Annotated in this window: 9 protein-coding genes; 4 read left to right on the top strand and 5 right to left on the bottom strand. The window is 64.2% G+C overall.

What is annotated here, in order from left to right:
* Positions 1-243 precede the first annotated feature (243 nt).
* Positions 244-861: a hypothetical protein gene (locus tag RYL44_RS05735; RefSeq protein ID WP_314975371.1), complete on the bottom strand. Its 618-nt coding sequence runs from the start codon at positions 859-861 to the stop codon at positions 244-246.
* An 88-nt stretch (positions 862-949) separates the two neighbouring features.
* On the bottom strand, positions 950-2,143 hold the full coding sequence (locus tag RYL44_RS05730) for a tyrosine-type recombinase/integrase (RefSeq protein ID WP_314975370.1): 1,194 nt from the start codon (positions 2,141-2,143) through the stop codon (positions 950-952).
* Positions 2,144-2,546: 403 nt separating this feature from the next.
* Here RYL44_RS05730 and RYL44_RS05725 point away from each other — a divergent pair, with 403 nt between their 5' ends.
* The 4 genes from RYL44_RS05725 to RYL44_RS05710 all read left to right on the top strand — a co-directional run bounded on the left by RYL44_RS05725 (position 2,547) and on the right by RYL44_RS05710 (position 4,045).
* Positions 2,547-2,846, top strand: a complete 300-nt coding sequence (locus tag RYL44_RS05725) for a hypothetical protein (RefSeq protein WP_314975369.1) — start codon at positions 2,547-2,549, stop codon at positions 2,844-2,846.
* Positions 2,847-2,906: 60 nt separating this feature from the next.
* Positions 2,907-3,320, top strand: coding sequence for a helix-turn-helix domain-containing protein (locus tag RYL44_RS05720; RefSeq protein ID WP_314975368.1), 414 nt, complete (start codon positions 2,907-2,909; stop codon positions 3,318-3,320).
* Between the two features lie 11 nt (positions 3,321-3,331).
* Positions 3,332-3,547 carry a helix-turn-helix transcriptional regulator gene (locus RYL44_RS05715; protein WP_314975367.1) on the top strand — a complete coding sequence of 72 codons (216 nt, stop codon included), beginning with the start codon at positions 3,332-3,334 and terminating at the stop codon, positions 3,545-3,547.
* Between the two features lie 105 nt (positions 3,548-3,652).
* On the top strand, positions 3,653-4,045 hold the full coding sequence (locus RYL44_RS05710; protein ID WP_314975366.1) for a hypothetical protein: 393 nt from the start codon (positions 3,653-3,655) through the stop codon (positions 4,043-4,045).
* Positions 4,046-4,095: 50 nt separating this feature from the next.
* Here the strand turns inward: RYL44_RS05710 and RYL44_RS05705 are convergent, their stop codons facing one another.
* Genes RYL44_RS05705 through RYL44_RS05695 form a run of 3 tightly spaced genes read right to left on the bottom strand, consistent with a single transcriptional unit; the run spans position 4,096 to position 5,912 of the window.
* Positions 4,096-4,641, bottom strand: a complete 546-nt coding sequence (locus tag RYL44_RS05705) for a hypothetical protein (RefSeq protein WP_314975365.1) — start codon at positions 4,639-4,641, stop codon at positions 4,096-4,098.
* Positions 4,638-5,042: a hypothetical protein gene (locus tag RYL44_RS05700; protein WP_314975364.1), complete on the bottom strand. Its 405-nt coding sequence runs from the start codon at positions 5,040-5,042 to the stop codon at positions 4,638-4,640. Before RYL44_RS05700 ends, RYL44_RS05705 begins: the two co-directional genes overlap by 4 nt.
* A gap of 12 nt (positions 5,043-5,054) precedes the next feature.
* Positions 5,055-5,912 (bottom strand): hypothetical protein, encoded by an 858-nt coding sequence (locus RYL44_RS05695; protein WP_314975363.1) that lies wholly within the window; start codon positions 5,910-5,912, stop codon positions 5,055-5,057.
* Between the last annotated feature and the right edge of the window lie 88 nt (positions 5,913-6,000).

Raw genomic sequence — 6,000 nt, 5'->3', positions numbered from 1 at the left:
ACGCATTTCCGCTCCCGAGCACGCCAAAAGCGCCACAAAAGCAGCATTTTCCGTGCACTCATCACAAAAAGCTCCCGCGAGCTCCTACTTCGGCCTCGCGGGAGCTTTGTGTCGCGCTGCGTTTGGTCCCTCATTTTTGGTGCCAAAAGTATCAATGCTGCTTCACGTCGGCCTTCATGTGCACTTCCAACTAGAGAGGCCCCGCAGTCAAAAGACTGCGGGGCCTCTCTGGGTTCAGGCGCGTTACTCTTCGCCCTTGCTTGCGCGGTCCGGTGCTACGAACACCGCTGCGAGTGCGACGAGGTTGAGTGCTCCTATGATGCCTGCGATTAGCGGGTGGTTCGTGTAGATCGCGTATGCGACGACTCCGAGCGACGCTAGTACCGATACGAAGCCGAGATACTGGCCTCGTCTCGTGAACCTGTCCGGTATCTCGAAGGGGGCGCGCCTAGTGTACGATTCATCCTTGATCTGGGTGTCAACCGCTTTCACGTAGAGCGCGTAGATCTCTGGTGCATCGCGGCGCAGCTCGGCCAGCTCTTTTGGGTCCGGCAAGACGATTGGCGCATGCAGGTGGTTCTCCTGGATGAGCGCAAGTACCTGCTGTGTTAATTGCTGAGCTGTTCCTGCCTCTGAGATTCTTTGATCTTCATACTCGTGAGAGTGCTCGCCGAGTCGCGCAGCAACAGGCTCGGGGTTCTGGGCTGCGCCTCCGGGAGCTGCTGTCTCATCGCTCGATAGCTCCTGGCTCCCGTCAGGTCGAACACTGACCTCGCTCCCGTTAGGACTAGCGTCTTGCGACGACGCGCCGGTATCGGCATTGCGGTCATGCTGTTCTCCTTTCCTAGTCCTTTTTGCCATGGCGCCATGGTAGCTTTGTTTCATCTTTCTGTACATATTTCCGCAAGCGCGGTTTCTCGCAAATCACTCTCTTGGCCCGTTCATGACGCTATTGTGGGCGGGCTGCGCGGGCCTCCATGCGTGCGATCATTTCTAGCTCGTAGGCCTCATCAGAGCGCTGATAGCGCGCGGCCATGTCTGGGTCGGACCATCCGTACCGTGTCATCAGGGCGCGCGTCGTGGCACCCGACTGGCCATACCTGGTGGCTGAGTAGTGGCGGAGTGCGTGCCAGCCGCCGGAGTGCCCGTCTGGGATCTCGATGCCTGCGGCGGCCTGCGCGGCCGTGAGCAAGCGTGTGAGCGCCGTGTCACGCGCGTAGCCCGAGCCGCGCAGTGCTGGGAACAGGATTGCCTGCGGGCCGGGTGTGACATGGTCACGCAGATGAGTGCGCATCGTGGTAGCGGTCGACGCCATGAGGGCCACGGTCCGCACGCCCGCGGCCGTCTTCGTCGGGCCGGCCTCCAGATGCCTGCCGACGCGATGTAGCGACGCCTCCACCCGCACGCTCATACCGCCGTCCTCACGCTCGAGGAGTGAGGCGCGCGTGAGCGCGAGAGCCTCATTGATCCGCAGCCCTGCGTCCGCCAGCAGGACGACCAGCGCGCGATATGGCGCGGGCATCGCGTCAGCGAGCGCGGCGATCTGGCCGGGCGTGTAGAGGAATTTCGAGGTGACGCGAGCTTCTCGCGCGCCGCCTTTGATGTGGAGCGGGCTGGCGGCCAGGAGGGTGCGGTCATCGGCTGCCGCCGCGTTCAGGAGCGCCCGCATGGTCTCGTAGGCGTTTTTTCGCGCGCCAGGCGTCGCGTCGAGGTCGGCCCACCACTGCGCGAGCGAGGCCGGCGTCAGCGCCGTCAGCTCTGCATCCCCGAGGTAGGGGAGAACATGGCGGCGCAGATCGGACCTGCGCTTGCGCAGCGTGCCCGCTGCGGCGGCGCGCTCGAGGTCGACGAGCCATGCGGCGGCCCACTCGGCCACAGTCAGGCCCCTGAGTGACTGCTGGCGGGCGGCCTCGGCGTCACGGGCGGCGACGACGGCGGGGTGCTCCCATGTGCCGGCCGCGATGGCCGACCACTGCGCGGCCAGCCACACCTCCGCCTCGCGCTTCGTCGGGAAAGTATGCGGCGCGGAGATGCGGGGCGCGCGGCCAGGGCCGGTGTAGGTAGGATCGTCGAAGCGGGCGCGGTAACGTGGCCGCGAGGCCGTTCCGCGCTTGTCGATGGTCCCGAATGACTGTCTGCCCATCGTGTCTGCCCTCCGCGCGCCTGGGTACAAAACGGGTACAAGCACAGCATATCGCGCGGGCTACACGGGACATATGGGACATATGGATTCTCGCGCTTTTTGTGGCCAGGTCGCCAAATCCTGGCTTTTCCGCACACGCACGCGGATTGCCTGGAGCGCAGCTCTGCAATTCCCCCCATCTCCACAACAGCCCATTTATCATTGCAATTACAACAGTTAGCCCCCACGGTGGGTACGAAGTGGGTACAGGTAGCGTGATGCACTGCCGCTTGGCGGCGGCGCATCACGCTACGTTTGTTTTGCGCATCACAGTCATTCCAACTTGCATAGCGCATCGCGCGCGATGTATTGTTTAGTCATCGGGTGGGACACGCCCCCCGAACCTCGAAGAAGGAGATAGATCATGGCCACGAACTTCCGCACCAGCTGGGGCTCCGAGAACATCCACCTCACCGACGCGCGCGGGCGCCTTCAGAACAGCTTCGCCTGCACCGCCTGGGCTGACCGATTCACTGCGATTCGCCAGGGTCGCTTCCTCGTCGGTAAGGCGTCCATGACGTTCATCAAGGGCGAGGGGTACCGGATCGTTCTCACGAGCAAGGACGGCGAGCGCCTCTTCACCCACACTGAGAAGCAGTGCCCCGGATACGAGAATCTCTGCGAGATCATCGGCGAATGGCTCACCGCCAAGAAGGCTAGCTGATCCGCGCGGGCGGCCCAAGCCGACAATTGGCCTGGGCCGCCCCGCACGAAAGGAAATTCAATGCCTATGCTTCCCCTCACCCCCGCCGGGCTGAGATGCCGAAGAGAGGCCCTCGGCCTCTCCCGCGCTGACCTCGGCGCCCTCCTGGACGTCAACGAGGGCGTGATCCGTTCCTGGGAAATCGGTAAGAGCGAGCCAAGGGACCCGATTAGCATTCACATGCTCCTCGGCGAAATCGAAGACGCAGCCCTCGACTGCGTCGACGAGCTCACCGAGAGCGCGGACGACGAGAACGAGGGCGTGCGGGCGCTGCCGACAGCGCTCATCGCGTACCAGGACATTCTCACCTATCGTCAGAGCACACGATGGGCACGACGGCTCCCCCTACCCTCGTACCGTGCCTGCGTCGGGCGCGCATACCAGCTCCTCTCCGATCAGGGCATCCCCGCCCAGATCGTCACCCCCTACGACTGAGGACAAGAATCGTGACTACCGAGTACCTCGGAACGGCGACTGTCGCAGAACGCCTCGGACTCGCCGTCCCGACGATCCGCTCATACATCCTGCGCGGCCTCATGCCGGCGCCTGACGTCATCATCTCTACCCCCTCCGGCCCCCTGCGCGGCTGGTCTCCCCAGACAATCGATGAATGGCAGCGCGATCGCCCCGGGCGAGGCGCCCGCACCGACCTCGAAAAGTAGCACACAACACAGTCATTCCAACTTGCATAGCGCATCGCGCGCGATGTATAGTTAGGTCATCGGGAGGGACAAGCCCCCCGAACCTCGAAGAAGGAGATAGAAACCATGGACCTCTACGCCGCCACCCAAGCGTTCAACGCAGCCGCCAACAAGGCATGGACTACCTGCGACAGCGTCGATATCCCCGGATGCCCCGGGTGGACATTCAACGGCCCCACGCGGCCCACCACAGGCTTCTTCGTCGCTATCAGCTACGACGGCCGCGAAATCGCCCGCGCCGACGGTGACGAAGCCGATCCGATGTCGATCCACTTCTACCCGACACCGCGAGAGATCGTCACGCTCGACGACTTCAAGTGGATCATCAAGATGATTCACCAAGGCTTCCTCCTCAGCCTCGACTCCGAGTTCAACTACTGGCTCGCGAACTGCGACTGCTGCAGCTACCACTGGGATTTCGATCCCGGAGTCGGAGTGACAGCCCCCGCCAAGTCCTGACAACAAGGGAAGGCCCCCACCACCCGAGCACTGGGTGGTGGGGGCCTTCTTCACTTTTCGGCGCGATCTTCGAGAGCCTCGATCCGCTCGTAGATAGCGCGATGAGTGTCGTGTGCGTGTGAGTCAATCATTCTCTGCGCTGATTCTCGTGCCGTTCTCTCGTCGTGTATTTCGGCCGCCATGCGGCTTCCCCTCTCGTCGATGCGGTCGATGCGCGCTTTCAGATCAGACAGGCTCTCGCCGTGCCCGTCGATGGTCGCTGCGACGCGGTCGACCATCGAGGACAGGCCCTCGAGGCGATCGGGCAGCACCGCTAGGGCGCCGACCGTCTCGCTGACGGCCCTGACCGCGTCGCGGACCTCGTCGAGGTCGTCCCTGAAATTTGTCGCATGGTCATTACTGACCTGCGCATCCGCCGACTGCGCGGCTTCCTTCGCTTCCTCTGCCGCCTTGGCGACGCGCTGCATATGCGACTCGACGCTCTCTTTGAGGCGCGCACACCACACGGCGATGAGGCCGCCTGCGCCCGCGAGGAGGGCCGCGATCAGCGCGTTGGTTGCCTCGATGACCTTCGGGTCTGCGAAGATTCCGCTCACGAGGTGATGTCACCGCCTGAGTCTCCGGTCGTCACTGCCGCGCCCGCATTTGCGCGCACGTCGTCGATGGTCTCGCCTCCCGGAGTGAGGGCCCCAGCCCAATCGATGATGCTCACGCCGCCGATCTTGATCCCCGAGAGGATCTGATACACGGTCCAGGCAACGCCAAGGAACACCGTCGCCTGCGAGACGATGAGCTTCCAGGTCGCGGGGTAAGACCCCGAGACCCATACGACGGCCGTCACGACGACGGCGACGGCCACCATCAGCCATACGCGACGCTGGCGCGTCCAGTACGGGCGGTCGAGTGCCGCCTGGATCAGCGGCCACACGACGCCAATGAGGACCGACGTCACGAACGGATCGGACTGCAATCCCAGCAGAATGTCACCCTTATGCACTGTCGTCTCCTCTCACGCGGTCTCTGCGCCCGCGAGCGCGATGCTCACGGCGGCGTTGGTTGCTGCACCGTAGATTTCATCCTGGTACGCGCCGACTGCGGCCTGGATGCGGCCGACTGTGGTGTCGTGTGCGGCTTCGGAGTTTTCGCCCCAGATGCCGTCCGGCTCTGCGCCCACGACTCGCTGCGTGTATTCGACGCCGAAGGGGAATTCGTTGCCGCCCCAGGTGGATGCGGCAGCGACGGTGAGGATTCGCTGTCGCGTGTCGGGGCCGAGCACGTTGTCGGGGTCGGCGCCGACTGCGCGCTGCAGGGCGGTGATGTCGGTGGTGCCGGACTGCGCGGGACCTGCGGCTGTGCCGCCGTCCCAGCGGCCGTTGTCGATCATCCAGGCGAGCACGCGGTGCATGTCGACCCAGCCGAGGATGTCCTCGTCGTAGCGGTACTTGACGAGGACGCCGTTGCCGTTGTCCTGGGAGCCGCCCATGCTGGTGTTGCCCTCGACGGCGCGGTACAGTGTCGCGGCGGGGTCGGGCCAGGATGCGCCGACGTGGTCTGCGATGCCGTCTCCGTGCCATTCGTAGATTGCCTGCCGGCCGTAGCCTGGTTCGTCTGACCAGGCTCCGATCTGCTGGGCGAAGTTCTTGATGTACGGGACGTAGTACCACCAGGCGGCGTTCATGAGGTTGACGCCGGCCTGCAGGAAGCCCCAGACCTGGAAAGCTCCGCACCAGGCGTAGCCTCGGAAGTCGGGCTTGCCGACTGCGTTCCAGTACTTGTCGCCGCCGACGTGGCCGACCTCTTCGAGCATGGCGCGCAAGGCGGTGTCGACGGCTGCGACGACGCGGGGATCATTGGGGGAGGTGGTCATGCCTGACCTCCTTCACGCTGAGTGATGTTGCGTTCGGTCAGGAGGCCGAGCAGCTCGTCCTCCTGGGTCTTGGTTTCGGGCATCGTCT

It is taken from the genome of Actinomyces bouchesdurhonensis (assembly GCF_963540955.1).
GTDB lineage: Bacteria > Actinomycetota > Actinomycetes > Actinomycetales > Actinomycetaceae > Pauljensenia > Pauljensenia bouchesdurhonensis.
The sequence above is the reverse complement of the archived record's forward strand: the minus strand, read 5'-3'. Positions and strand labels throughout refer to the sequence as shown.

Excerpts from the sequence above, each read along its gene's own strand:
- RYL44_RS05720 (WP_314975368.1), top strand. The coding sequence starts at position 2,907 with ATGCCTATGCTTCCCCTCACCCCCGCCGGGCTGAGATGCCGAAGAGAG.
- RYL44_RS05695 (WP_314975363.1), bottom strand. The coding sequence starts at position 5,912 with ATGACCACCTCCCCCAATGATCCCCGCGTCGTCGCAGCCGTCGACACC.
- RYL44_RS05730 (WP_314975370.1), bottom strand. The coding sequence starts at position 2,143 with ATGGGCAGACAGTCATTCGGGACCATCGACAAGCGCGGAACGGCCTCG.
- RYL44_RS05725 (WP_314975369.1), top strand. The coding sequence starts at position 2,547 with ATGGCCACGAACTTCCGCACCAGCTGGGGCTCCGAGAACATCCACCTC.
- RYL44_RS05710 (WP_314975366.1), top strand. The coding sequence starts at position 3,653 with ATGGACCTCTACGCCGCCACCCAAGCGTTCAACGCAGCCGCCAACAAG.
- RYL44_RS05735 (WP_314975371.1), bottom strand. The coding sequence starts at position 861 with ATGGCAAAAAGGACTAGGAAAGGAGAACAGCATGACCGCAATGCCGAT.